This is a genomic window from Bradyrhizobium sp. USDA 4354 (assembly GCF_054060315.1).
Window position 1 is genome coordinate 1003087 of record NZ_JBSSDC010000001.1, and the last position, 25209, is coordinate 1028295.

A 25209-nucleotide genomic window follows, 5' to 3' on the forward strand; every position below is an offset into this window, starting at 1 on the left:
TGGCGCGGGCTAATGTGAAGAACGGTTCTTACTTTACGGAGGCTTCCAATGCTCGCAGCAGTCAAATGGAACTCCCGACATAGTGCTCGCGAATGGGTCATGATGGCTGTGGCACTTGTCATCGGCTCACACGCTAACCGGCAGAACGGCGAAAGCAAGCAAAGGCAGCCACTCTGGAAGCATTTCGATGACACCCATCATTGGGATGCAACCGCGGAGGAATGGGTCCCAAACCTAGACCGGTGATCGTACAGCGCATCTGCCTTTCACAGGCCGCTTGTCCGTCGCGTTCTACGGTGGCGTTGACCTATGTCGTAACGTGAATCTCCGCTCTCGACTTCTTACACGCTGAATGCCGCGCTATAGGCCGCAAGCGTTGTCAGGTTCATGTAGGGACTGGAGCTTTTAGGACTATTGCAGATGATCGTCCGCGTGGCTTCACACCGCGTCCGACGCGCAGGCTGTTACGCGACGCCGCGGCTAGGCCGCCTCGGAGCGACCAGAGTTGGGTTGTTACAATCAATGTCGGCGATGGTAGGTTGGTGGTCGAGCTGCAACATGTTCTCCTAAGGCAGGAACGCCGCCGTGGCGGCCGAGTTAAGCCGGCAAAACCACCTAAACGAAGGAGACAAGTCATGGCCCGCGCAACAGCCCATCCGGATCATCGCTGCATCTCAAGCGAGGACATCCAGGGAACCGAGGTGTATGGAGCCGATGGAAAGAACATCGGTGAGATTGATCACCTCATCATCGACAAGGTGTCAGGCCGCGTCGCTTATGCCGTCATGAGCTTCGGCGGATTTGTCGGTTTGGGTCATAGCCACTACCCCATTCCCTGGGGCGCTTTGACATTTGATACGTCGCTTGACGGTTTTCGAACCAACATCACCGAGCAACAGCTGAGGGACGCGCCTGAGTTCAGCGATGATTCCTGGCAGGATCGAGACTGGGAAACGCGAACCCACCGGTATTACGGGACGCCCACCTACTGGGAAGGACGAGGGGGCCTGTAACGCCAGGCGGCGCGTCAGAAACTTCCAATCGTGAGTGCCGGCTGAATTGATCGGCCGGCCCTCATTGCCGCTCACTGCTCAGTCGAGGCGAAACCACCGATAGCCATAGCCATCAAGCTCGATAGCGGTGGCGTCGGCGCCGGGCTTCGAATCGTAAATTCGGTTACCGAATATATCGGTCAGCTTCCGTCCCTTCGGGATATCTCTGATCTCCGTGCTGCAACTCGTCTGTGACAAGTTGTGCAGCACGAGCACGAATTTGCCTTCCCAAGCGAAATGCTGGATCAAGACAGCGGGACAGTTGCTTTCGAGAACGGTGCATTCACCCCAGCCGATCTCCGGGCAGGATTGGCGCATTTCGACCAGACGACGTAACCAATTGAACAGCGAGTCCGGGTCGCGCTGCTGGGCAATCGCATTCACCTTGGCTGGCGCGTATTGACCCTCGCGGATCACATGATGAAGCAAACGACGCCCCGGCCGCATGGAGAATCCGCCGTCTTCGTCGTCCGTCCATTGCATGCACGTACGTACAGGCCATCGCTCCGGAAGCGTCAGATCGTCGCCCATTCCCAGTTCGTCGCCGTAGTAAACGACCGGTGTGCCGGGAAGACTGAACAGCAGGCTGAATGCCAGCTCGATGCGGCGGCGATCGTTTCCGAACATGCAGGCGAGCCGCCGCCGAATTCCCCGTCCGTAAAGCTGCATTTTGCGGGTTGGAGCGAATGCAGCATAAACTTCGTCGCGCTCTTCGGAAGTTAAGCGGCCGAGGTCCAGCTCATCGTGATTGCGTAGAAATTGGGCCCAGTGCGCGAATTGCGGCAATCGAGGCAGCTGGGTCATGCAGCGCCGCAGCGGTTCGGCACTTTCGCGCGCAAGTGCAAGAAACAAGTGCTGATTCAACAGGAACGAAAATAGCATGTGGATCCGCGATCCATCGCCGAAATAATGCTGAAGCTCCGCGGGAGCTACATTTGCTTCCGCCAGCAAGACCGCGTCACCTTTGCGCCAGGAGAGGAAATTGCGGAGCTCGGCGAAGAACTCGTACCGGCGCTTCGCCGGACGGTCTGGACGGATTTCCTCCACGACGAACGGCGCAGCGTCGATTCGGAATCCCGATACACCGAGCTCGAGCCAGAAGCCAAAGATCCTGAAGATTTCTTCGCGGACGGCAGCGCAGGCAATGTTGAGGTCGGGTTGATGTTGGTAAAACCGGTGATAGTACCACGACTGCGCGCAGAGGTCGTAGGTCCACACGCTGAGTTGAACCCCGGGGAAGACGACGCCTTCCGTGCTATTCTCGGGTTCGCTGGTCGACCAGACGTAGTATTCCCGAAACGGCGACGACGGGTCGGCGCGCGCCTGCTGAAACCAGGGGTGCCTGTCCGAAGTGTGATTGATGGGAAGGTCGACTATCAGGCGTAGTCCGCGTAGTCGGGCCTGATGGCTGAATTCGACGAAATCGCCCAACGTTCCGAGTGCCGGTGCGACGTTGTAGTAGTCTGTGACGTCGTAGCCGTGGTCCAGTCCGGGACTGGGATAAAAAGGAAGCAACCACAGGCAATTTACGCCGAGCTGAGCGATGTGATCGAGCTGCTCGGTTAGTCCCTTGAAATCGCCGATCCCGTCTCCGTTGCCGTCTTTGTAGGTGGCCACGTTGAGGCTGTAGAGCACTGCGTTCTTGTACCAGAGATCGAGCAAGCGCCGACTTCCTTTGCTGGCCGAGCGATCGAACGGCTTGCAGGTAACCGCCAGTGACGGCAGTCGTTCCGGGAAGTTGTGGCAATGAGGCCTGGGGCGGCATGCCCGTTAGGGTCCAACTCCAACGAACGCATCGCAGAGCGTCGGTAGGGCGCGACAAGTCGTTGGGGGCGCGTCCTGACCGCAACGCACGAGCGTCGGCCGAGCACAGCAAGTATTGCGACATTCGAAGGAGCGAGCATCCGAAGGCCGGCCAGTCTCGCGCGCAAGCTGTTCCGTTGTTCGACGCGCTGCAGAAGATGGCGCCGCTGATCGCCTGCTCACCCCCCAGAAAGGTCTGCGAAATGGCCGCCGCAGACTTTGCCCTGCCCGCGCCGCGCTCAAAGTGCTTCCTATCTTGGTTCACTGTGCTCATCGACGTCGGCTTTCCAAGGCAACGCGGAAGTCAGCCGTCTTGAACGGGATAGGCAGCTTGTGGCCCAACTCGGACCTCCCGCGGTGACGAGTTCTAGTCGCCCCTTGGCCTTGCACACATCCCCGGTCACACGCCCCCCGGCAAAGTGCTAATGTCATGATCTCACAAGTCCCTTGGAGGGACACATGCAGCGGCGTGAGTTCATTGCACTGATCGGGACCATGGGAGCCGTCTGGCCACGCCGCCTGATCGCGCAGCCCGCCGATCAGACCAGGAAGAAGTTGCCTCGCATCGGCTTTCTGGCGTCGGTCCCTCACGAGCGAATTGATGCCTTTGATCGTGGGCTGCGCGAGCAGGGGTATGTCGAGGGCCAGAACATCATCATCGAGCGCCGGTTCTGGAATAGCGATCCGAAGCAACTGGCAAGGTTTGCCGCCGAATTGGTCGCTCTGGACGTTGCGGTAATCGTAGCGCCCACCACACCCGAGGCCCTTGCCGCCAAAGCGGTCACCGGCACGATCCCGATCGTGACCGCCACCGCAGACGCGGTTGGTGTTGGCCTGGCGGCAAGTCACGCGCAGCCCGGCGGAAACGTCACCGGACTCACCGCCGTCGCGTCGAGCAGCAGGAATTTCGGGCTCCTCGTGGAGTTGCTGCCGGGGGCATCGCGGTTCGCGGTCCTCCTCGATCCCGACAACGGCTATCATGCGCAGACGATGGCAGCGCTTCAGAAGGCCGCCGCGGAACAGCATCTTCGTATTCAGCCGGCGGTGAAACGCTCGGTCGAGGACATCGGTCGGGCCTTCCAGACCATGGCTTCGAATGATGTCCAGGGCTTGCTCGTGCTTGCGGACCCCATCGGGACCGCCAACCGGCGGAAGATCATCGAGCTCGCCGCGCAAAACCGAATTCCGGCTGTTTACTACTGGCGAGAAGATGCGATCGAGGGTGGTCTGCTCGCTTATGGCCCCGATCTCATCGACCTTAATCGTCGTTCCGCCGCTTATGTTGCGAAGCTGTTGCGAGGCTCGAAAGCTGCCGACCTCCCGATCGAGCAGGCCGAACGCTTCCGGTTGGTGATCAATCTCAAAACTGCCAGCGCACTCGGCCTGAGCATCCCGACCGCGCTACTCGCGACCGCCGACGAGGTGATCGAATGATGCTGCGCTGCATGAGTCCGCCTGTGGCCCAACTCGGACCTCCCGCGAGGATAAGCCCGCCGAGCGAAATGGCAAACCGAAAATCGCAAATATGCGAACGGGGGCGCTGCCGCGCGTCCCCGCGCTTCAAGGCTCGTTTCGGAGGACGCGCCAAAGGGCCGACACAAATTTCCAGAGTGGCCGGGATGGCGCATCGTCCTGGCAATCCGGCGGCGGTGCGTCGGCGTCCAATTCGGTCAGCCGCTCCACCATACTTTCCAGCCGCGATGGTAGCGGGGTGAGATCGTCCGCAAGGGTCCCGCGAAGCTGCTGACCGATCTCATCGCAGATTGCCCGGCGATGCTCCGGCGCTAAATCGGGGGGTGAATCATAGGCGCGAGTTGATAGGCTGTCCGCCATGGCTGCGACCGTTCATGTGTGCACGCAGCTTTCCTACCGCCTTAAACGCGCAAGGGCCTCGCGTTGCTCCGACGAGGCTGTTCTTTTTGTGAATCGTCTGCCCGTCAGCGCGGCCAGCGCACCTGAATTTTTGCGAGCCCGACCGAGTTCCCGTGGTATCCTATGGTTCGGTACCTCGTGGGCATAGGAGGCAAGAAATGTCTACCTTCCTACGTTTACAAACCGCCGATTTGGACCCGGAAATGGTCAGCCGCATCACGGCAGCCTACAAGCAAGCGCTCCATACGCTTTGCATCGAGGATCGCGACGACCACGATCCCCTTGCGGACGTCGTTGCGAGAAAGGTCATCGAGATTGCGCAATCCGATATCCATGATCCGGCGGACATTGCTGCTTTGGCGGTCAAGAGAATCGAGATACGATAGGACTCATTGCCTGACGCGCTCGGACCTGAAACATTCCCGATCGGGAGGCGGCTAATAAGCTTCGGGGCTTCGCAATGTGCGAGGCGCTATGGCCCCTCCTGTGTTTCGCACCGTCGCATCGTGGCCATGACCTTCTCGGTCGAAATCGGCTCTCCTGATCGGAATGCTTTGAATTATCTGACGGAACGGCGTCGGCACATTTCAGTTTTGATTGCATCTTTTTCCCGTTGACCCAGCGGACCATGAAAGAAGCGATGAACATGAACCTGTGGCGCGTTCTTGTCGTTGTTCTGTACGCTATCCGTGCCGGGGAAGGTGGCTAGGAACCTGAGCCAAATGCCATGAAGGACCTCAGGGAAAGGTTAGAGAAGCTCCGCGCCGATGCTGCAGATCTCGCCCTCATGAGCAGACAGACGAGTGACGCGGGAAAGCGGGAACTGTTCGGACGCATGGCGGAGGAACTCGCAATTGAGGCTCTTGAGCTTGAGCTGGTGATCAAGCAGCAGAACGCGGGTTCAGACCCTATTGAGCCGGACAAGGTGGTGCCCCTCAAAACCCGATCCAAGCGAGAGTGACGCATCTGCTAGCTGCGCCTCGCCGCGGGGCGGCGCTCAGTGCGCCGAATCAACTTTCGGCTAAAGCAACATACGATTCACATATGTAGATGCTGGAACAGCGTCGGCGGATTTCAGTCGCGATTGCATCATCTTCCCGATTGGTCCAACGGGCCATGATCCAAGTTTGCTCGAGAGCTTGGTTGGGGGTTACACGACATGCGTGAACATCATGGTCTGGCGGGTGACGCCGCTGTGCTGCTGTATGAGCGTCTGGAACAGCTCACGTCTCAATTGTCCGAATTGGAAAATCTTCGCGCCCGCGTGCTTGAGGCAGAGCGGAGCGCAGCGATCGGCGCCGAAACCGCTCCGCCCCGCCCGCGAGCGCGATCTCGGCATACGGCTTTTGCAGTTTCTTCGGCCCGTGCGTCCATTTGAAGTCGTCCCATGCGACTTTGAATCGTCGCTTGGCCGCGTCGAGGCTTGGCATCGCCGAACGATGCGCGATCTGGGATCATCACGGTGATATGCCGTACCGAGATCGCGCCTTTGGCCCAGCGCGTCGATCCCCAGCGCGGCTCGTTCCGCAATGAGAAGCGCGGCGTTCACGCTACCTGACTATCGAGCGGCACGCCTAACTGTCATGTTGCCGAGCGTTAACCACAGCTAGCGGTTCCAGCCCGAGCGAGATCGCTTCGAAGTTTCTTAAATTTTGCTGGGTACCTCTTCCAGGCATGGTGACCTGGGGAGAGATATGAGCAAGCGGGCCAAACGTGGAAAGGCGGAGACGCTCGCACTGCCGATGGCCGCAAGAGTTGCAATTGGCGCCGTGGCCATCGCCGCGCTGGGCTACGGTTTGCTGTCTGGCCCCGCGAGCGTGCAACCGACACGGAAGCCGTCAGCGCCCCAAGCCATGGCATCGTCAACTCCGGTCTACGTGGCAACTCCGGTTCATGCATCGGCTCCGGCTCCAGCTCCCGCTCCGATTCCGGCGCCGGCGCCTCTGGCCGAACCACCAAAAGCCGACGTTGATGGTCCCGGAGCATTGGTGCGGCAGGTGGTTGACTACGCCAGCCACCAGACGCCGGGCACCGTCATCATCGATACCAAGAACACATTCCTCTATTTCGTCCTGAACGGCACGCAAGCGGTGCGCTATGGCATCGGCGTCGGCCGCGAAGGTTTCGCATGGTCGGGCGAGCAGACTGTGGCCCGCAAAGCCGAATGGCCGGATTGGCGCCCGCCTGCGGAGATGGTCTCGCGTCAGCCTTATCTGCCGCGGTTCATGGCGGGCGGTCCCGGCAACCCCGCTCGGCGCTCGGGCGATGTATCTCGGCGAGACCGAATACAGAATTCACGGCACCAACAAGCCCGAGACGATCGGGAAGCGGGTTTCGTCCGGCTGTATCCGGCTGACCAATGAGGACGTCGTGGACCTTTATGAGCGGGTGAAAGTCGGAGCGAAAGTGATCGTGCTTCCGGCAGCCGCTGCCCGCAGGCCATCCCAGGGAGCGCCGACCGACGCCGCGTTCCGATCGCCGGACCCGGCATCCCCGTCGAACCGGCCCTCGACAGCCAACGCGCAGATGCCGTCATCCGGGCCGAAGATCGCCGAGGTCCAGTAACTCAGTCCTCCGTCCTCGGTCTGCAACTGAGGACGCGCTCGAGCCGGTTGACCTTCGCCCAAATATGTAACATATAAAGTTACATGAAGCGCGATTCCCGATTGTCCGGCGTGCTGCACGTCCTGCTGCACATGGCGCAGCAGCCTGGCCCGTTCACGTCCGAAACCCTGGCCAAGGCCATGGTCACCAACCCGGTGGTGATCCGGCGTATCATGGCGGGCCTGCGCGAGCTTGGTTACGTCCGCTCCGAGAAGGGGCATGGCGGCGGCTGGACGCTCGCGTGCGATCTTTCGAAGGTGACGCTGCGCGACGTCTACGCCGCGCTCGGCAGTCCGTCGCTGCTGGCGATGGGCAACCGCACCGAGGCGCCGGGCTGCCTCGTCGAGCAGGCGGTGAATGCCGCGCTCGATCAGGCCTTTCGCGATGCCGAGGCGCTGCTGCTGTCGCGCCTCGGCGAGGTGACGCTGGCGATGCTCGGCGACGACTTTCGCAAACGGCTCGGGTCTCGCAAGCATCAAGGCATGCGCGCCCATGGCGCGTGAGGAGCCCGGTCCAGCAAGGACAATATCATGGCCAATATTCAAGACATGTTTTCCGATCCGCAAGCCGTGGCGAATTACACCGAGGGACCGCCGCGGTTCGTTCCCGGCTACAATGCGATGCTGTCGATGGCGGCGATCCTCCTGGCTGAGCGCGCACGCGACGATGCGCGGATCCTCGTCCTCGGCGCCGGCGGTGGCCTGGAGTTGAAGACGTTTGCGCAGGCGCATCCCGCCTGGAGCTTCGACGGCGTGGACCCGTCCGCGGCGATGCTGGCGCTCGCGAGGCAAACCCTTGGATCGCTTGCGCCACGCGCACGTCTGCATCAGGGCTATATCGACAATGCGCCGGAAGGACCGTTCGACGGGGCCACCTGCCTGTTGACCCTGCACTTCGTCGATGTCGCCGAACGGCATCGCATCGCCTCGGACGTCCGCCGCCGCCTCAAGCCCGGCGCTCCCTTCGTGGTCGCCCATTTGAGCGCACCCAATGGCGATGAGGAGCGCCCGCTTTGGCTGTCGCGGTATTCAGCGTTCCTGGCTGCTTCCGGCGTCGAACCGGAGAAGGCGGCGGCCGCGCGCGACGCTGTCACCAACCATCTCGAAATCCTCACCCCCGCGCAGGACGAGGCGATCTTGCGCGACGCCGGCTTCTCCGAGCCGACCCTGTTCTATACCGGCTTCACCTTCCGCGGCTGGGTGGCTTACGCCTGAGTTCCTTTGACCGCGAAATTAGGCGCTGCCCGTGACCAGGTACGATCTCTCACGGAAACCAACACGGGCAGCGGCATTCCCGGCAGGTGCGGGAGCATCACCGACGTTAACCCTGTCGGCAAATGATTCGTCTTGGGGTCGGCGGCCGTCGACAAAGTTGCCTCATTGGCGCGGAGAATTTTCAGCGGCACGAACCTCTGTCAGAGGCGCATTATGCTGAGAATGGCGTTGTTGGGCCTCCTCATCCTGTTGAGTGCGGGAGTGCTGTCGGCAATGGAGCTGACAGCGCCACCGCGTCGCGCAGCCGCGATCGCGCAGCCGCTTGCCGAGCAAGACACGGGCATTTCTGCTTCAAACGAAGTCTTGGCGAAGGCCGATCGCCTCGAAATTGCCGCTGTGAGCAGCGCGATGCCGACACAGACTGCTTCGGTCGAAGACCGCGTTGCTCCGCCGGAAGATACCGATATCGGCCCTTCCAAGCCGGAGCCGACCATCCGTCATCGGCAAAGTCCGAAAAAGATCGCGGCGGCTGAACGTCCCAAGCCGAAGCTGAAGACAACAATTGTCAAGCGAACTGCCGATGTCCAGCGCTCAAAGACCGCAAGCGGTGCCGAGCCCTGTCGGCTCAAGGCGTTTGGCGGCTTGCGCAAGGCATTGAATTTGACCGGCTGCGAAATCTGAGTGCGCTTGTGGGCGTGGCAGATCGAGATCGGACGATCTGAGGTGGTGATCCGCTGTAAGGCAGAAGCACCAGCAGTCCATACCCGTGCCTAGTCTGCTTTTCCCCAACGACGCTTACGGGTGCACGCCCGGTGTTGCCACCTTTCCTTCGGTCGACGTCTCGCAAACTCTTCCGATCATCCATATGTTGCCCTCATGAAAAAGATCGGATTCCTCTCCTTCGGGCACTGGACGCCCTCGCCGCAATCCCAGACGCGCTCGGCGGCCGACACGCTACTGCAATCGATCGAGCTGGCCGTCGCCGCGGAACAGCTCGGGGCGGACGGCGCCTATTTTCGCGTGCATCACTTTGCGCGCCAGCTCGCTTCGCCCTTCCCGCTGCTTGCCGCTGTCGGCGCGAAGACCAGCAGAATCGAGATCGGCACGGCCGTGATCGACATGCGCTATGAGAACCCGCTCTACATGGTGGAGGACGCCGGCAGCGCCGACCTCATCGCCGGCGGCCGGCTGCAGCTCGGCATCAGCCGCGGCTCGCCCGAGCAGGTGATCGACGGCTGGCGCTATTTCGGCTATCGGCCGGCCGAGGGCCAGAGCGATGCCGACATGGGGCGGCGCCACGCGGAGGTCTTCCTCGACCTCTTGCGCGGCGAAGGTTTTGCCGAGCCCAATCCGCAGCCGATGTTTCCCAATCCGCCCGGGCTGCTGCGCCTGGAGCCGCACGCGCAGGGCCTGCGCGAACGGATCTGGTGGGGCGCCGGCTCGAACGCGACCGCCGTGTGGGCGGCCAAGCTCGGCATGAACCTGCAGAGCTCGACGTTGAAGAGCGACGAGACCGGCGAAGCCTTTCATGTGCAACAGGCCGCGCAGATCCGTAGCTTTCGCGCTGCGTGGAAGGAAGCCGGGCACAGCCGCGAGCCCCGCGTCTCCGTCAGCCGTAGCATTTTCGCGCTGGTGGACGATCGTGACCGCGCCTATTTCGGCGGCGAGCGCGCAAGCGAAGACCAGATCGGCTTCATCGACCCGCGCACCCGCGCGATCTTCGGGCGCTCCTATGCCGCCGAGCCCGATGTGCTGATCGAGCAGCTGCGTCAGGACGAGGCGATCGCAGAGGCCGATACGCTGCTGCTGACGATCCCGAACCAGCTCGGCGTGGACTACTGCGCGCACGCGATCGAGGCGATCCTCATGCATGTGGCGCCGGCGTTGGGATGGCGGTGAGGTGGGCCGTCAGGCGGTAGCGATAGCAGCGCACTGATGCTTGGCGATTGACATCAAGACATCAAATGTTAATATCTTGATGTATGAGAACGACGCTGACCATCGACGACGACGTTGCGGCGCAACTCAAGCGGTTACGCCGCAACGGTGACCTGAAATTCAGGGATCTCGTTAACGAAGCACTGCGGCGGGGCCTGCGGGACATGAACCGGGCGCCGCGAAACCGCGAGGCCTTGCGTACCCGAACCTTTGATATGGGTAAGCCGCTCATCAATATCGACAATGTCGCGGAAGCGCTGTCGCATCTCGAAGGCGAAGGCTTCAAGTGATCCTTGTCGATGCGAACATTCTTCTTTATGCCTGCAATTCAACGGCCGATCTGCACACCGAGAGCCGCAAGTGGCTGGATGAGAAGCTGAATGGAACGGCTCGCGTGGGATTGCCGTGGCCAAGTCTGCTCGCATTCCTGCGTATCGCTACGAACCCAAGGGCGTTTCGCAGGCCGCTGAGCATGGCGGACGCGTGGGAGCAGGTATCGAGCTGGCTCTCTGTGGAAACTGTCTGGGTGCCGGAGCCGACTGAGCACCACGCCGCTGTCTTAGGCAAACTCTTGGCGCTTCCGGGCATCTACGGAAATCTCGTCCCAGACACTCATCTTGCAGCGCTCGCCATCGAGCACGGGCTCACTCTGTGTTCGACCGATGGAGACTTCGCGAGATTTCCGGACCTCACTTGGCTCAATCCGCTTGCCGCGTGACGCGGTTGCGCTCGCTCACCCCGTCTTCGTCCCCGTGATGACGGCCAGCGCATCGACCAAGCGGTCGAGATCGGCCTCATCGGTAAAGAGCGCCGGAGTCACGCGGATGCACTGGCCTCTGGCGACGCCGGCCCGGCGCACCGTCATGATCTTGTAGCTGTCCCGGAGCTTCGCAACGATGGCCTCGTTGTCGGCCTTGCTGGTCTTGCCGGCGAGGCGAAAGGACGTGATCGCGCCATATGAGCCGGCTTCATCCGGCGTCAGGATCTCGATGTCCTTGAATCCGCGGGCGCGCCTCACCCAATAGTCGCGCAAATGGCGCAGGCGGGCTTGCTTCGCCGCCGCGCCGATCTGCTGATGCAGCGCCACGGCCGTTGGCACCGTCAGCACCGTGGCGAAATTGACTGTGCCGGTATGCACCCGCGAGCGGATGTCCTCTTGCGGAAAATCCTCGTCGCCCATATCGCGATCGATGGCCGCAAGGCGGTCCTTCCTGATGTAGAGGAAGCCGACGCCAAGCGGCGCGCCGATCCATTTGTGCAGATTGAAGCCGACGAAATCGGCCTCGAGCTCACTCACCCGGAAGTCGATCTGTCCCCAGGAATGGGCGGCATCGACGATGGTGTCGATGCCCTTGGCCTTCGCCATGCGGGCGATCTCGGCGACCGGCATGACAAAGCCGGTGCGATGGCTGACATGGGTCAGGAGGAGAAGTCTCGTCTTCGGGTTCGCCTCGATGGCGCGGACATAGGCGTCGAGCACCGCCTGGCGGGTGGCGGGCTCCGGCACGTCGAACTTGACCACGTCGACGCCGCGGCGCGCCTTCAGCGCGTTCATCGCATACTGCATCGAATCATAGTCGAGGTCGGCATAGAGCACGGCATCCCCAGGCTTCAGCCTGTTGTAGCCGCCGATGAGGAGCTGCAGCGCTTCGGTCGCGCCGCGGGTGAGCGCGATCTCCCCAATTGTCGCACCGACCGCCTCCGCCACCCTGGCGCGGACGGCCTCGAAATCCGTACCCGCACGCAGCCGCGCGTAATAGGTGTTCTGATAGTTGATCATGTCGGACTGGCGGATGAACTCGCGCCTTACGGGCTCGGCCATGATGCCCCAATAGCCGTTCTCGAAATTGACGACATCGGGCGTGACGGCATAGAGCCCCTTCACGGCCGCCCAATAAGTCCTGTCGGTGGCGACAGCGGCCACTGAGCCGCTCGGTTGCGTCGGAAGGCCCTCGGCGGCAAAAGCCGGCGCCGCAAGCGGCACCACGGCTGCTGCCGCGAGGCCCTTGAGCATCGAGCGGCGATCAGCCGAAATGGTCTTGATCAGTTGCATGTCAACTCTCCCCGGAGCGTTTTCGAGCGACGTGGCGTCCGGCTCGCGTCAAGAAAACGCATCAAACAACAATCCAGAGCTCCGCTCCGATGTCATCGGAACGGAAGAGGCTCTGGTGCGCCGGGAAAAGAGCAACGGACGATGCAGCTAAGATGACCGGAGCATGACAATGCGATGATCGTGCGAAGCAGATTGCAGGATCAGGCTGCCGCCCGCTTTGTTGCGGCTCGCGCGTGCTTGGAGGACGGGATCAGACGATCTGCCGACGCGTCGGGCACGAGCGGAACGAGCTCGTCCATCGCGGTCTCGACCCGATTGCGGCCGAGCGCCTTCGCCGTGTAGAGCGCCTTGTCGGCGCGCTCACAGAGCGCCTCGATGCCGGCAGGCTCGCTGTCCGCATGTGCGAGGCCGACGCTGACCGTGGCTGCGACCACGGCACCGTCCACGACCCGCGCAACCGCCGCGAAGCTCTCGCGGACACGCTCGGCGGCCGCGATCGCCGTCTGCCGATCAGGCCCGCTGACGATCGCGGCGAACTCCTCGCCGCCGAGCCGGCCCGCAACGCCGCCTCGCGGCAGAGAGGCGGACAGCGTCTGTGCGAACAAGCGCAGCACACGGTCGCCCATCGCATGCCCATGGGTGTCGTTAATCGATTTGAACAAGTCGAGATCGAACAGCAGGAGCGCGATCGGCCCGTTCGCAGGCGTCTTCAGACATTGCTCGCCGAATTCCAAAAAGGCGCGGCGGTTGGCGAGACCGGTCAGAGCGTCCGTCATCGAGGCGCGCTTGTGCACGAGCTCGCTCCGCTCCTTGGTGAGCGCAAGAAACAGATAGTTGATGGCGATGAAGAAGAGCAGGGTGAACGTGCTGACGATCGCGAACCAGAACGATTGCAGCGCCTCGAAGCTCGTAACCGGCGCCGCGGCGAGGGGATGCGCCACGGCGAGCGGAATGCGTACGAGAAACAGGCCGCCGCCGAGCGCGGTCAGCACGATCAGCGGCCATCGCGACAGCAGCGGCTCGGCGCGGCCGGTCCACAGCACGTAGGCGCAGCCGAGCGAATAAAAGCCGATGGCGGCCGAGACGATGATCATACGCGCCGTGGCTGACTCGTACAGTGCCGGGATCTGACAGGCCGCGATCCACGTCACCGCGCCCGCGAGCAGGAGAAATGGGCTCGTCCGCCGGCCTTCGAAGCAGCGCGCCCCCTCCAGCATCAGAGCGCAGGCGGTGAACAGGACGACGTAGGCGAGATCGACCGAATAGACATCCGGGATCACCCCGCGCAGGCAGAGCAGGCCAAGCGCGGCTGCCATGACCAGCACGGCACCACCCCACCAGGCAAGGGCGCGAACCGCGCGATTTTGCAGCCACGCGAAAAACGTCAGCGCGCCGAGCAGCACCATGACTGCCAGCATCAGCACATAGATCGTCGGGACATAGAGCAGCGGCATGATTCTCACCCTGTCGCCGGGCCTATACCAAGCCGCCCGCTACGATTTGCTTGCGATGATTGGTAAACGTGGTTGTAACGAGCCCCGGAATCCGGTCTGCGCACAGGCCAGGGAGGCGGCCGCGCCGAGCTACGTCACGGGCTGGTAGCGCGTGATCTGCTCAAGCCCGGCATCCTCGTTGGCAACCGTCTGCATCCTCGCATGGCTGCCGATGACGAGGCCAGCGAGCGAGAGCATCAGGCCCAGCGCCAGCGGCGCGAACATGGCCTCTTCCTGAAACAATCCGTTGAGCAGCACGACCATGACGCCGAAGCCGGCGAGGCCCTGCGTCAGATATCCTGACGACGCGTACAGGCGCCAGGCTTTGAGGGCCATCGCGGCATAGAAGGCAAGCGGCACGAAGGCCGCGATGCCCATCTGGTACAGGAGGACGCCGATCGCGCTTTCGACCGCACCGTCGATCGTTCCGGCCGCCTGCGCAGCACTCCAGTCGATCGAAAAATAGCTCTCCGACAAATTGCCGCCGACGCCGAGACCCCGGCCGAGCGGCTTCTCCAAAAATCCGTTCAACCCGCCCATGAGGCCGATGACGTGATAGTCGCCGATCTGCAGGCCGACCCGGATCGCGAGAATCGCGAACGCGATCAGGCCTAAGAGGCCGAGCAACAGCGTCACCACGGCGCCGAGCAGGCGGGTCGACATCCAGGCCGCGGCCACGAAGATCACCACGATGAGCGCTCCCTTCACGCTGCAAAAGACCAGGAGGGGCAAGACCGCGAGGGCCAGGAACGGACGCCCCACCGAGAACAGGAACAGGGCGAGAAAGCCGATCCCGTAGGCGAAGCTGATCGGGTGCATGTTCGGGCCGTGGATGCGCAGCATCTTCGACAGGCCGAATCCTTCGAGCAGAGGCGTGTTCAGGAAGTCGAAGCTGAAACGGTCCTTCAGGTCGACGGGCACGTTCCCGGTGGCGCGCATCTCGGCTTCCCAGACGCCCGAATGAGTCGCCTTGAGCTCGTCGAAGCCCCAGAACGCATGACCGTTGGTGATGGCCAGCCAGAGGTCCCGGAATGCGAGCTCGACGTAGCCGCACAGCATGAGGATGACCGCGAGCGCCACCAGGAACGGCGTGATGCGCACCTCATGGGTCGCGGCCGTCAGCAGCGACAACTGAAACAGAAACAGAGGAAGCACGATGTTGCGCAGATAGACCGCGGCCGCCTGTCCGTTCTGGCCGAAACCGATCGCGAAATACAGCGACACCACGGCCAGGGTGGCGATACCCCAGCGCATGATCCGGTTCACGTCGGTCGACTGATTCCGCTGGCCCAGCACGTAGAGGGCGAACGTCGCCAGCCACATCACGGAACAGACGAGGAAATTGTAGCCCTTGATGAAGTCGAGATCGGACGGGAGCAGGACCAGCGGCGACAGGATCGAGACGAACAGATTCTGGAAGAACAGGACGAAGATCGCAACGGCCGGCGCATAGGTCGGGACCGCAACGACAATGGCGATGCCGATGAGAACCTCGACGGTGATGGCCAGGGCCGGATTGGCGAGGTGCAGGACCGGTGCGAAGCCGATCGTTGCCATGGCGATGCAAAAGATCGGGACCAGTTCGCGCCAGGCCGGCGGCGATGGCACGGCGTTTACGCTCTCGCCTTGCGGTGAGTACCGGGCGCTCATCGATCGTCCTTTGGCATCATCGCGCCGGAGCACGGTAGCGGAGCGTGCGTAAAGATCCGTTAACGATCGCGGCGCGCGGCGGGAGCTCGGGGCGCGCCGAGCAGCGCCTGCATCACGCCGGGATCGGGCCTGCCGGTGGCGGCGTCGACGAGGCCGAAACCCTGCGCCAGCTCCCAATGCGCCCAGCCCCAGCAATGCTCGCGAGCATAAGCGGTGACCTCCGCCAGCCAGCGCAACCGGCTCTCCCTGGGCGCGGCGGCTTTCAATACGCCGAATTCATTGACGATGATCGGTCGTGAAAATTGCTGCTGCCAGGAAAGGCCAGGCGCGAGCCAGCGATCGACCGCAGGCTTGTCCTTGGCGGCGGCAATCGCGGTGTCGAGCATGCCGAGCGCCTTGGCCGCATGTCTGTCCTGCAAATCCCGGCGAAGCGCCTGCACGGCGGAATCTCCGGCACTGATCGGGTAAGGCAGGTCGCGGATGTCGTGCAGCGGATCCTGCTCATCCCAGTGGCCCTGATGGGTGAACACCATCGGATCGTAGAAGTGGATGGCGTAGACGACGTCAGGGTCTGCCAACGGACGGAACCCCGGCAGCGAGTCGGCGCGCTGCCAGTTGACCGGGCCGACGATCAGGGTGGTGGCGGGCAGCAACCCGCGAACGAACGCGGCCAGCGCCTCGACCTCTCTTTGCCACCTGTCGGCTTCGATATCGGGCTCGTTGAGCAGCTCGGCGAACACGCGATCGGTCGGATAGGGTCGAATGACCTTTGCAAGATCGCGCCAGGCCTCCTGCATCTCGCGCAGTGCCGCGTCCGGATCATCCTTGTGCAGGCGATTGAAGCGCTCGCCCGGGTGAAGATCGACGGAGGTGGAATAGCCGAGCGAGGTGAGCTGCTTCAACGCGTTGCCGAGCACGCGCAGCGTCGCCTCGCGCTCGGCCTTCGCGGCGAAGCGCGGCATCACGCGTTCCGCCGGCACCGGCAAGCGGACATGGCTCATGCCCGCCTTGCGCAGCTGCTGCAGCAGCGTGCGGCTTGGCGGCGCACCATTGATCCAGCCGTCGGCGTTGAAGCCGCGAGACAGTGCGGCAAGCCTGTCCGGCGCGACCGGCGACGGCAAGGGCACACAATTGCCGGCGAAGACCGGCGGGCCGACCGAGATCGACAGCAGCATCGCCGCGACCAGCAGACGGCGGCGCGACGCCGGCATCGTCAAACCGCAAGACCCAGTGCACCCCCCTCGGGGTGAGGCGCTACTGAACCGGGGGGCACATGATTGACGACGAGGCCGGTCGGCACGGCCGCATATTTCGACAGCGCCGCGGTCACCCGGCGCATCGCCGCCGAACCGAGCTCACCGGCACGCGTCACCAGGACGATCAGGTCGGCATGCGCGGCCAGCGCGATGGCGTCGGGCTGCAAGGCGAGATTGCCGGCGTGGACGACGATCAGGTCGAACTCCGACCGAATATCGTCCTCGGGCGGCGCATCGGGCTTCCGGCCGGCACTGAGGAGTTCGTCGATGGACTGAAGTCCCGCCGTGGTCGCGCCATCGTGCCATTCGGTCACCGGCGGCTGGGTACCTGCGAATTCCGCCTGAAGCCGGATCAGCACGCTCATCATGCCCCGATTCACGGCGGCGCGATTGAGGGAGCGCGCGACCGTGTTGCCGCCGGCGCTCTTGCCGACCGACAGCACCAGCGCGACCTTGCAGCCGCGCACCGGCACACGGTCGATGCGTTCGAGCAGCGGCCGCAGATGGGGGCCGAGATCAAGCTCGGCCGCCGCGCTGATCGGTCTTTGCCAGACTGTGTTGGTCCCCGCCCCTAGCGCCAGCTCGGGAATGCGGGCCCAGACAGGAAGGTTGGGCATCACCTCGACCTGGCGCACGGCCGCGCCCGGAGGCTGGGCTTGTCGGGGCGCCTCCTCCGCTTTCACAGAAGCAGGCGCCTGAACGGATGCTGGCTCCTCGGCGGACCCGCTCGTCATCACCGCAACGGCGGCGGTCGACGTCAGCAGCGAGCCGATCGCCAGCGCTGCGAGCAGCAGGGCGAGCGGCGGACGCGTGGAGCGCAGCGGCGGAATGGCAATCGAGGCGATCTTGGTCTGGGACGCCTGCAGTTGACGCTGCTCATTGGTGGTCTTGAACCGCGACAGGAACTGCTCGTAGATGTTTCTGTTGGCATCGGCATCGCGCTGCAGCTCCTGCAGCTTCACCAGCGCCTGGCCGTCGACCAGCATCTTGGTCTCGACTGCCTTGAGCTGCTTTTCCAGCGCGTTCTGCTGCTCCAGCTGGGCCTCATATTCGGATTTGGCCGTGTCGATGTTCTTCTTCCGCTCGATCTCGATCTGCCGGTTGATATCCGCCAGCTGGCTGTAGGAGATCGCGAGGTCGGGATGGCGGTCGCCATAGACCGCCTTCTTCTGCGCGATCTGGTCATTCAGGGCCGAACGCTGCGTGCGCAGCATGCTGAGGAGGTCCTGCTTCACCGGCCCCTCGACATTGGCCTTGACGTCGCGTTGCACCTGTTCATAGCGCGCCTTGGCTTCCTCGGTGCGGAGACGCGCGGCGGAGACCTGCTGATTGAGATCGGTCACCCGCAATTGCTGCGTGGTGGAGTCCTTGCCGGCATTGAGGATCTTGTGCTCGAGCCTGAAGGCGGCGACGGCGTCTTCCGATGCGCGCAGGCGCTCGCTCAACGTCTTCAGCCGGTCCTTGAGCCAGTCGGCGGCCTCATCCGTCGCCTCGGTGCGGACGCGCCCCTGGCTGGCAACGAACGCCTCGGCGATGGCATTGGCATAGTAAGCGGCCCGATCCGGCCGGTTCGAGGTGAAGGAAATCGCAATGACGTAGGTGAGCCCGCGCCGGGTGATCTCGAGGCGGTTGCGAAATTTTTCGAGCAGGCGTGTCATATCGGTGTAGCCGCCGGAGACGTCCTCGTCGTCCGCGATCTTGAGCTGCTCGATCAGGGGGCGGAGAAAGCCGTCGGATTTGGCGATCTCGATCTGGCTCTGGAGCGCCGCGGCGTCCTGGCCGATGCCCGGCAAGACGTCCTGCTCAGTGGTGATGCGCAGCTCCCGGGGATCGAGCACGACCAGGGCCGTCGCGGCATACCGGACCGGCAGAACCATGAGAACGACGACGCCGAGGGCGAACAGTGCCAGCGCCAGGGTGAGAATGCGCCGGGCGTTCTCGCGCAGGAAAGAGAGTGTTCCGGAAACGGTCAGCGATCCCTTGATCAGCGCCGGCGCGGCGCCGTCGGGTTTCGTCCGCGCAGCCCGCGGCGCTTCCCACGAAGCCGCTTGCTCCGTCGGGGCGATGCTTCGCGGAGATGTGCGGCTACCGAACGCCATGGGGTTGGACTCGAAATCAACTGACTGTCATAGCTCAGAGGCTTGTTACACCGTAAATATCCATGGTTAACCGCCGGTTACGGCTGCATGCAGCCGTCGCGGCCGATTAAGCCGGCGAGTGCCGCCCTCCCGTGTCAGGAGGTCGGACAGGCAAGGTGAACTCGTCGACGATCAGCGGCTTGCCGGATGCGACGAGAATCGCCGCCTTGGCTGTCTTGACGTCCATGGGACGGTCACTCGAAATAGATGAATTCGTAATCGCCGGTGTAGCCGAGCTTGCTGTACAGCCAGATCCATTCCGACGTGTGCAGGATGGATTCCGCCGTCAGCGCCCAGCATTCGAGGTTGTGCAGCTCGGCGACGTTCCGGTAGCCCTCGACCATGACGTATTTGTTCTTGCCGACCCGCTCGATCTCCTTGAGCGATGTCCTGGGCGCGATAATTGTTTCAGATCGATGATATGCAGATCGTTTCGCCGGCGCTGTCGACAGCCCGCGGCGGATTCTGCAGCGACACCAAGACGCATGGAACGGAAATGCGGGGCTCGGCGTTCGCCGCAAGGGAGTCCATCATGCCGACCAAACCGACCATCGCCCGCATCTGGCGCGGCCGTACACGCCGCCATGTCGCCGACGCCTACCAGGCTTATCTGCAAGCCGAGGGCATTCCGCCGCTGCTCAAGACCGCGCTCGGCGTGCAGCAATTGCGCGAGGACCGCGATGAGGAGACGTGGTTCACGACCATTTCCTATTGGGCGGACATCGCGGCCATGACCTCTTTCACCAAGGGCGAGCCGACCAAGGTCCATCATCTCGCACGCGATGCGGAATTTCTCATCGAGCTGCCGGAACGCATCGAGATCCACCGCATCCTGATCGACGAACAGGGCCTGCGGTGAAAGCCGGGACCGTGCCATGCCTAGACGAGTCCCGCGAAGTCCCTGTGCGGGATGCCATATCGGGCGTAGCTTGATTCCGCGGTCCGCCGCGGTATAGGTTCTCGCCAAGATGTTCATCTCCACATTCTTCCCGCTGATCTGAACGGCAGAACGTCGTTCCGGCGCAGCTGCGCCAATCAGATCAAACGGCTGCGCTCGATGCGTTAGCCGAACGGAGAATGTGCAATGTCCAAGACCGAACAGGTCGGCCTGACGCCTCGTCAGGTCCAGAACTTCATCGACGACGGCTTCGTCAAGCTCGAGAATGCCTTCAGCATCGACCTGGCAAGGCGATGCAGGGACGAGCTGTGGGCGGATATCGGCCTGTCGCCGGACGAACCCGAAAACTGGACCCGGCCCGTTGTCCGGGTGGGGTTCAAGGCTTCGCCTCCATTCATTGAAGCCGCGAACGCGGCGCTGCTGCACAAGGCCTATGATCAACTCGTCGGCGAAGGGCGCTGGCTTGCGCCCACGGGCCTCGGAACCTTTCCGATCCGCTTCCCGTCATCGGAATCCCCTGGCGATGATGGCTGGCATGTGGACATGAGCTTTGGCACCGCCAATGCGGATTTCATGGAATGGCGCGCCAATGTGAAGAGCAGCGGACGGGCGCTCCTGATGCTCTTCCTGTTCTCGGATGTCTGTGACGATGATGCGCCCACGCGGATCCGGAAAGGCTCGCATGCCACCATCGCGCGGGAGCTGCTGCCCTATGGAGACGCCGGCGCGACGCTGCGGCAGCTCGCCGCCGACGACTGGGCCTCGACGACGGATTGCGAGATCGAGCTGGCGACCGGTACGGCAGGCAGCGTCTATCTGTGCCATCCGTTCCTGGTTCATGCCGCGCAACCCCACCGCGGGAAACGGCCGCGCTTCATGGCACAGCCTCCGCTGCTGCCGAGGAGCGAGTTTGATCCGGCATTGACGCCTTCGCCGGTTCAGATCGCGATCCGACGGGCTTGTGGGCTGACGGTGTAGTCGGACGACATCCGGGACCGCTGAGCGGTCCCGGCAATGACGCCGTTACAGCTTTCCATAGACCCGCCCGGCGACCGCCTTCAGGCGCTCGACCGAGCCGGATTCCGGATGCGGCTTGACCGGGGCGAACAGGATCGAAGCCTGCCTGCCGTTCTTCCAGACATAGATGGTGACGGCGTTGCCGTTGCCCTTGGTGCAGGAATGCTCGCCGAATGCATCCCTGCCGAGCTCGGGTATCGCCACGTGCTGGCATGGCCCTGCGCGCTTCATCATGCCGATGGCGGTGTCGCGCGAAGTCGCGATCACCGCGACGGTCATGGTGTTGGCCTCGCGATCGAACATCATGCAGCTGCCGGCGCCGGTCCGCTGCACCGTCAGCGTACTCTTGTCGAGAAAGCCGTCGGCATCGGCGGCCGTCAGCCACTCGCAATTGCCGAACCGCTCGCTGCTCTTGCTCACGCTTGCGATGGCGACGCGCGCGGCTTCGGTGACCGGTCCGAGCAGCGCATCGTCGGCGCGCCGGCCGATCGGATAAACGCTGATCTGCAGGATGTAATCGCCGGACAGGGCGACGACCGAGGCCTCCTGGCGCTCCGCGCCGGCGGCGCTCGTTCCGCCCTGGCCTTCCTCGCCGATCCCGGACACCGCGTTGAGCGGCATGCGCTCGCCAAGCGTCTTGACGAAGGTCGCGTACAATTCCCTGGCGCGGTCCTTGTCGGGATTGCGGAACACGGAGAGCATCATCGTGTCGCCGCGCCCGGCTTGATAGATGCAGCCGCGGCCGTCCTGATTTGAGATCAGCGACCATTTGAGCGCCGGCATCGCACGGGCGAGCTCCTGGGCGCTGATGAACGGGCAGGTTTCGGCGGCGTGCGCGGGAAGCACCGGCACGGCTGCGATTGCAAGGAATAGAATGAGGCGGGAGAACAGACGAGCGATAGTATGCATGGGACGAACTTCCTATCGAAATGGCGCGCGTGGAACGATTCGGACGTCCGCCCCCAGATTAGTCTCCAGATTAGTCTGATGGCTCCAGCCAGCCGAGCTACGGGCGGCCGCGCCGGGTCAGCGCGGGCTGTCGTCACCGCCCCTGATATTCGGCCCAGCAGTCCGCCGTTTCATAGACGCGGACCGCCCACAGCTGCGGCAGGCCCGGCTTCAATCGATCCCAGATCCAGACCGCGATGTTCTCGGCGGTCGGGTTCGCGAGCCCATCGACCTCGTTCAGGCACTGGTGGTCCAGCGCGGCCATGATGTCGGCGAAGCTTTTTTCGATATCGAAGAAGTCTGCGACGAAGCCGGTGTGCGGGTCCACCGGACCGTCCAACTGGACCTCGACCCGATAGGAATGACCATGCAGCCGGCTGCACCGGTGAGTCTCGGGCACGTTTGGCAGCCGATGCGCCGCCTCGAACTTGAACGCCTGCGATATCCTCATCCAGCTCCCCACACGGCGTGGCCATCCGGTCTCGAGCCGGTCTGGCGACCAGATGCTGCCTTGTCCTGACTTTCCGTCGAAGAATGGCGCGCCCGGAACGATTCGAACGTCCGACCCTCAGATTCGTAGTCTGATGCTCTATCCAGCTGAGCTACGGGCGCGTTTTCGCAAACAGCGATGGCGGGCATGGCCCGCGACGCATCTCCCGGAGGGCCGGGAGGGGTGCGAAAGAGCGCTCTGACTAACCGCTCTTGTCGGGGTTGGCAAGGTCCGGGATGCGGAGATTTTGCAGGGCAATGCCGGTTTAGATGTCATTCCGGGACGATGCGCAGCATCGAACCCGGAATCTCGCGCCAAACCTTCCGGATTCCGGGTTCTCGCTAGGCGGGCCCCGGAATGACGGAGACTGTGGCCTCTGGCCGACTACGCCCTCTGCCGCTCGTTGCGGATGGAGAGCAGTTCCACGGGACGGTCGGGGATGACGATGCGGAAGGTGGCGCCGATGGTGCCTTCGACCAGGTGGATGTCGCCGCCATGGGCGCGGACCAGCTCGGCGGCGATGGCAAGGCCTAGGCCGCTGCCGCCGGGGCGGCCGGAGGTCTGGAAGGCCTCGAACAGGTGCTCGCGGGTCTTCTGGGGAACGCCGGGGCCGGTGTCGGAGACCTCAAGAATGGCGACGGCGCCTTCGCGCTTTCCGATGATCCGGATCTGCTGCACGCGGCCCTCACCCGACGCATGGCTTTCGAGTGCCTGGGCGGCGTTGCGGACGAGATTGAGCAATACGCGGAACAGCTGGTCGGGATCGGCATCGACCGCGAGCCCACGCTCGATGGCAGCGACCCAGGCGATCGAGGCGTCGTTGGTGAGCCCCGCGGTCTCGCGCACCTCCAGCACGACCGGCTCGATCAGAATCATGCGGCGGTCGGGCGCGGCCTCCTGGGCGCGGCCATAGGACAATGTCGACTGGCAGAAGGCGATGGCGCGTTCGAGCGAGCGCACGAGCTTGGGCGCAAAGCGCTGCACCCGCGGATCCGGCACGCTGGCGAGCTGGTCCGACAGAAGCTGGGCCGAGGCCAGGAGATTGCGCAGGTCGTGGTTGATCTTGGAGACGGCGAGGCCGAGCGCGGCAAGCCGGCTCTTCTGGTTCAGCATCGACATCAGGTCGCGCTGCATGTCGGACAATTCGCGCTCGGCCACCCCGATCTCGTCGCTGCGCTGGCTCGGCACGATGATCCCGGCCGAACTCTCGGGGTTCTCGTGGAAGCCGACCAAGCTCGCGGTCAGCCGCCGCATCGGCCGCACGAAGAGGTAATGAAGGGCGAGGTAGACGAGGCCCGCGGTCAGCACTGCGATGATCAGCGCGACCACCACGAGATTGCGGGAGAAGCGGTACATCTGCTTGCGCAGCGGCAATTCGTCGGTGACGATCTCGATGAACTGGGCATTGCCGACCCCGGGACCGACGATGCGGATGGCCTGGTTGCCGGTCTCCAGCATCATCCGGAACGAGCCGGTGATCGCCTCCCAGGCGGTCATGTCGCGCAGGTCGATGTCATGCTCGATGGCGGCCGGAATGTTGTCGCTGGCGAGCAACCGGCGCTGCTGGCCCATCTTGATGGCGACGGCGCGGGCATTGATGCTCTTCAGGATCTGGCGCGACAGCGAATCGGGAACCATGCCGAGGGGCGCCGCATCCAGCACCAAGGCCGCCGTGTTGGCCGCCGCGACGCGGTCGTTCAGCCGGTTGACCCAGAAATTGGCGATGGCGGGCACGTAGAGCAGCACGGCGGCGATCATCACCAGGGGAATGGTGAGGAGCAGCAGCTTGCCAGACAGCCCGAGCCCGCGCGACCCGCGGGGCCGCATCGCCGGCTGGTCCGGCTGATCCAGATCCTGGATCGGCTGGCGATCTGTGGATGCCACGAAATCCGCCCCTGTTGGCCTTGGCTGATGGAGGATGCGACCTGCCCGGAGTCCGGTCAAATTACGGATCGCTAATCTACCAAGGTGGGATGTAGGCGTTGATATCGCGAGTCGCCACCTCAAGGGTTAAAAACCCCGCACAAACAGCGATATTCACGAAAATCGCGCGCTTGTGCGGCGTTGACGAAAAGAAGGCGCTCCCTTATAAGCCGCGCGAATTGTCCGCGATGACCCGGTGCGACACCGGGAGCGGCTCTCTTGGGGCCGGAAAGGGCCCGTTTTGGGCCGCATCTTCCGGACTTTACCATCAATTCTACAGGCAAATTGCCCGGTCAGCGGAGAAAAACCCGTGAAGCGGACTTATCAACCCAGCAAACTGGTGCGCAAGCGCCGTCACGGCTTCCGCGCCCGCCTCGCTACTGCCGGCGGCCGCAAGGTTCTCGCCGCCCGCCGCGCTCGCGGCCGCAAGCGTCTGAGCGCCTGAGCCGGACCCCCTTTTTGGGATTTCATCATGGATCGGCTGAGGCAGCGGGCGGATTTCCTCGCCGTTGCCAATGGCGCGCGGGTGAATAGTCCCGCGTTCGTCCTGCAGAGCCGCCGCCGCGATGACCTTGGCCCGATCCGGATCGGCTTCACCGTCACCAAAAAGAACGGCAACGCCCCCGAGCGCAATCGCATCCGGCGCCGGCTTCGCGAACTGGTGAAGCGGCTCGATCCGGTGTCGATGCAGCCTCATCATGATTATGTCCTGGTCGGCCGAAGGGACGCGCTCACGCGCGACTTCGCCGCCATGCTCGACGATCTGCGCATAGCGTTCACGAAGCCCGCGCGGCATACGGCCAAAGCGCGCGGCCAGAGGCCGGGTCACGCCGCAGCGACCAGCCGCAAACCGGATTGAT

General features: G+C 63.3%; 24 protein-coding genes, 1 tRNA gene and 1 pseudogene. 15 read left to right on the forward strand and 11 right to left on the reverse strand.

All coding sequences use genetic code 11. The features are described 5' to 3' along the window. The first annotated feature begins 635 nt into the window (after positions 1-635). Positions 636-1013, forward strand: a complete 378-nt coding sequence (locus tag ACVIIV_RS04780; protein WP_456743157.1) for a PRC-barrel domain-containing protein — start codon at positions 636-638, stop codon at positions 1011-1013. Between the two features lie 78 nt (positions 1014-1091). On the opposite strand, the gene ACVIIV_RS04785 is transcribed toward ACVIIV_RS04780, so the two are convergent. Further along, on the reverse strand, positions 1092-2714 hold the full coding sequence (locus tag ACVIIV_RS04785) for an alpha-amylase family protein (protein ID WP_456743158.1): 1623 nt from the start codon (positions 2712-2714) through the stop codon (positions 1092-1094). 600 nt (positions 2715-3314) lie between these two features. On the opposite strand from ACVIIV_RS04785, the gene ACVIIV_RS04790 reads away from it, so the two are divergent. The 10 genes and pseudogenes from ACVIIV_RS04790 (at position 3315) to ACVIIV_RS04835 (ending at position 11201) form a co-directional block, all read left to right on the forward strand. Then, positions 3315-4289, forward strand: a complete 975-nt coding sequence (locus tag ACVIIV_RS04790; RefSeq protein ID WP_456743159.1) for an ABC transporter substrate-binding protein — start codon at positions 3315-3317, stop codon at positions 4287-4289. Between the two features lie 596 nt (positions 4290-4885). Continuing rightward, positions 4886-5113, forward strand: a complete 228-nt coding sequence (locus ACVIIV_RS04795) for a hypothetical protein (RefSeq protein WP_456743160.1) — start codon at positions 4886-4888, stop codon at positions 5111-5113. Between the two features lie 341 nt (positions 5114-5454). Next, positions 5455-5688, forward strand: a complete 234-nt coding sequence (locus ACVIIV_RS04800) for a hypothetical protein (protein WP_456743161.1) — start codon at positions 5455-5457, stop codon at positions 5686-5688. Between the two features lie 733 nt (positions 5689-6421). Further along, a pseudogene (locus ACVIIV_RS04805) lies at positions 6422-7292 on the forward strand (L,D-transpeptidase). Positions 7293-7375: 83 nt separating this feature from the next. Then, complete coding sequence (locus ACVIIV_RS04810; protein WP_456743162.1) at positions 7376-7834, forward strand: Rrf2 family transcriptional regulator; 459 nt, start codon at positions 7376-7378, stop codon at positions 7832-7834. Between the two features lie 27 nt (positions 7835-7861). Then, a complete protein-coding gene (locus ACVIIV_RS04815; RefSeq protein ID WP_456743163.1) occupies positions 7862-8545 on the forward strand; it encodes a class I SAM-dependent methyltransferase in 684 nt (227 codons plus the stop codon). Between the two features lie 213 nt (positions 8546-8758). Further along, positions 8759-9226, forward strand: a complete 468-nt coding sequence (locus ACVIIV_RS04820; RefSeq protein WP_456743164.1) for a hypothetical protein — start codon at positions 8759-8761, stop codon at positions 9224-9226. A gap of 195 nt (positions 9227-9421) precedes the next feature. After that, the gene (locus tag ACVIIV_RS04825; protein ID WP_456743165.1) at positions 9422-10444 is read left to right on the forward strand and encodes an LLM class flavin-dependent oxidoreductase; all 1023 of its coding nucleotides are present in this window, start codon (positions 9422-9424) and stop codon (positions 10442-10444) included. 83 nt (positions 10445-10527) lie between these two features. Beyond that, positions 10528-10773 (forward strand): hypothetical protein, encoded by a 246-nt coding sequence (locus tag ACVIIV_RS04830; protein ID WP_456743166.1) that lies wholly within the window; start codon positions 10528-10530, stop codon positions 10771-10773. Next, positions 10770-11201, forward strand: a complete 432-nt coding sequence (locus ACVIIV_RS04835; protein WP_456743167.1) for a TA system VapC family ribonuclease toxin — start codon at positions 10770-10772, stop codon at positions 11199-11201. The genes ACVIIV_RS04830 and ACVIIV_RS04835 overlap by 4 nt, the downstream gene beginning before the upstream one ends. A gap of 15 nt (positions 11202-11216) precedes the next feature. Here ACVIIV_RS04835 and ACVIIV_RS04840 read toward each other — a convergent pair whose 3' ends face one another. The 6 genes from ACVIIV_RS04840 to ACVIIV_RS04865 form a co-directional block, all read right to left on the reverse strand. Then, positions 11217-12536, reverse strand: coding sequence for an aminotransferase class V-fold PLP-dependent enzyme (locus ACVIIV_RS04840; protein ID WP_456743168.1), 1320 nt, complete (start codon positions 12534-12536; stop codon positions 11217-11219). A gap of 200 nt (positions 12537-12736) precedes the next feature. Beyond that, a complete protein-coding gene (locus ACVIIV_RS04845; RefSeq protein ID WP_456743169.1) occupies positions 12737-13990 on the reverse strand; it encodes a GGDEF domain-containing protein in 1254 nt (417 codons plus the stop codon). Positions 13991-14119: 129 nt separating this feature from the next. Beyond that, positions 14120-15679, reverse strand: a complete 1560-nt coding sequence (locus ACVIIV_RS04850; protein ID WP_456743170.1) for a hypothetical protein — start codon at positions 15677-15679, stop codon at positions 14120-14122. 59 nt (positions 15680-15738) lie between these two features. Next, positions 15739-16890 (reverse strand): glycoside hydrolase family 5 protein, encoded by a 1152-nt coding sequence (locus ACVIIV_RS04855; RefSeq protein WP_456743171.1) that lies wholly within the window; start codon positions 16888-16890, stop codon positions 15739-15741. Between the two features lie 2 nt (positions 16891-16892). Beyond that, complete coding sequence (locus ACVIIV_RS04860; RefSeq protein ID WP_456743172.1) at positions 16893-19034, reverse strand: GumC family protein; 2142 nt, start codon at positions 19032-19034, stop codon at positions 16893-16895. Positions 19035-19267: 233 nt separating this feature from the next. Then, complete coding sequence (locus ACVIIV_RS04865) at positions 19268-19417, reverse strand: hypothetical protein (RefSeq protein WP_456743173.1); 150 nt, start codon at positions 19415-19417, stop codon at positions 19268-19270. 188 nt (positions 19418-19605) lie between these two features. On the opposite strand from ACVIIV_RS04865, the gene ACVIIV_RS04870 reads away from it, so the two are divergent. Together ACVIIV_RS04870 and ACVIIV_RS04875 are read left to right on the forward strand one after the other, a co-directional pair. Then, positions 19606-19932 (forward strand): hypothetical protein, encoded by a 327-nt coding sequence (locus ACVIIV_RS04870; RefSeq protein ID WP_456743174.1) that lies wholly within the window; start codon positions 19606-19608, stop codon positions 19930-19932. A gap of 225 nt (positions 19933-20157) precedes the next feature. Continuing rightward, entirely contained in the window at positions 20158-20949 is a 792-nt protein-coding gene (locus ACVIIV_RS04875) for a phytanoyl-CoA dioxygenase family protein (protein ID WP_456743175.1), read from the forward strand. 45 nt (positions 20950-20994) lie between these two features. On the opposite strand, the gene ACVIIV_RS04880 is transcribed toward ACVIIV_RS04875, so the two are convergent. The 4 genes from ACVIIV_RS04880 to ACVIIV_RS04895 all read right to left on the reverse strand — a co-directional run bounded on the left by ACVIIV_RS04880 (position 20995) and on the right by ACVIIV_RS04895 (position 24310). Further along, on the reverse strand, positions 20995-21897 hold the full coding sequence (locus tag ACVIIV_RS04880) for a hypothetical protein (RefSeq protein WP_456743176.1): 903 nt from the start codon (positions 21895-21897) through the stop codon (positions 20995-20997). A gap of 133 nt (positions 21898-22030) precedes the next feature. After that, positions 22031-22387: a 6-carboxytetrahydropterin synthase QueD gene (gene queD, locus ACVIIV_RS04885; RefSeq protein ID WP_456743177.1), complete on the reverse strand. Its 357-nt coding sequence runs from the start codon at positions 22385-22387 to the stop codon at positions 22031-22033. A gap of 84 nt (positions 22388-22471) precedes the next feature. Next, a tRNA-Arg gene (locus ACVIIV_RS04890) sits at positions 22472-22548 on the reverse strand. A gap of 262 nt (positions 22549-22810) precedes the next feature. Continuing rightward, the gene (locus ACVIIV_RS04895; RefSeq protein ID WP_456743178.1) at positions 22811-24310 is read right to left on the reverse strand and encodes an ATP-binding protein; all 1500 of its coding nucleotides are present in this window, start codon (positions 24308-24310) and stop codon (positions 22811-22813) included. A 349-nt stretch (positions 24311-24659) separates the two neighbouring features. On the opposite strand from ACVIIV_RS04895, the gene rpmH reads away from it, so the two are divergent. Beyond that, a complete protein-coding gene (gene rpmH / locus ACVIIV_RS04900) occupies positions 24660-24794 on the forward strand; it encodes a 50S ribosomal protein L34 (protein ID WP_008542748.1) in 135 nt (44 codons plus the stop codon). Positions 24795-24821: 27 nt separating this feature from the next. After that, positions 24822-25208 (forward strand): ribonuclease P protein component, encoded by a 387-nt coding sequence (rnpA, locus tag ACVIIV_RS04905; RefSeq protein ID WP_456743179.1) that lies wholly within the window; start codon positions 24822-24824, stop codon positions 25206-25208. Position 25209 lies beyond the last annotated feature (1 nt).